Raw genomic sequence first — 1,210 nt, forward strand, 5'->3', positions numbered from 1 at the left:
AATCATCAATTTCAACAGCTAGACTTAGAACATTTAATCGAGGAATTAGAGGATTTGGGCAAAGAAAAGAAAAATGCAGTAGCCAGTCTTTTAGAACAGGTTATCCGCCATTTATTATTACTGCAATACTGGACAAAAGAAACAGAATATAATACAATTAATTGGCAGGAAGAAATCTATACTTTTCGGACTCAATTAAGGCGAAAAATGACGGCTAACCTCCGTAATTATTTAGAAGAAGAATTAAACTATATTTATGAAGATGCGTTAGGTTTCGTCAAAATAAAAACAGCGAATACTGTGATTTTTCCCTCTCAATGTCCTTACTCACTAGAACAATTACTAGATCGCAATTGGTTGCCATAAAAATTAATTAAACAACAAAAAGAGATGAAGAAATTATGTTAATCACAAAACCCCGCTTTCAAACCTTTGCCGAATATCTACAATATGAGGATAATTCAGAGGAATCTTATGAATTATTTAACGGAGAATTGGTAGAAATGCCACCAGAATCAGGACTTAACTTTCAAATTGCTAATCGTCTTTTTCTAGTCTTTGCTTTAATGCTAGGAACCGATAGAGTCAGAGGACATGGTTTAGAATTAGAAGTGAGAGGCGAACCGAAAAACTGTTATCCTGACTTAACCATTATTCGAGAAGAACATATTCAATTACTCTCCCAGAGAAATACGATTCTTCTTTCCATGTCACCACCCTTATTAGTCCTTGAAGTGGTTAGTCCGGGGGAAATCCAAAGAGAGAGATTACATCGCCAAAAGAATTCAATATCAAGATTGTGGGATTCCCGAATACTGGATCGTTGACCCCCAAACTCAAACCATTTTAGTCTTAGAATTAAGAGGAAATACTTATACAAAAATCGGTAATTTTAGCAATGATGACTTAGTAAAATCTCCTGGATTCAAAGAATTAAACTTAAAGGTTTTTGATGTATTTAATTCTTAATTTTATCGGTTAACCCAAGAATTAAAAAATGATGAACGGCTTAACTATTCCCGGATTAAAAGAACTACAAAAACAAACGAAAGGCGCATCAGAAATAACCGGTGGTGATTCGGTAGTAGTGATGGCGGCTTAATCCTTTGCTTTGCTGTGCATTGTAGTCATGGATAAAATACCAAAGGGTTCCCCAACGTGATTCTCCATTTTTTTAGAGAAAGATAGACTCTCTCTCACCAGCCGAGAA

At 35.1% G+C, this 1,210-nt stretch carries 1 protein-coding gene and 1 pseudogene; both read left to right on the forward strand.

Annotation, left to right across the window (positions count from 1 at the left end):
- A partial coding sequence (locus O9295_RS03015) for a DUF29 domain-containing protein (RefSeq protein ID WP_288031594.1) occupies positions 1-366 on the forward strand: 366 nt, incomplete at its 5' end.
- 35 nt (positions 367-401) lie between these two features.
- A pseudogene (locus O9295_RS03020) lies at positions 402-969 on the forward strand (Uma2 family endonuclease).
- Positions 970-1,210: the final 241 nt, after the last annotated feature.

Source organism: Microcystis sp. LE18-22.4A, from assembly GCF_027531105.1.
Classification (GTDB): Bacteria; Cyanobacteriota; Cyanobacteriia; order Cyanobacteriales; family Microcystaceae; genus Microcystis; species Microcystis aeruginosa.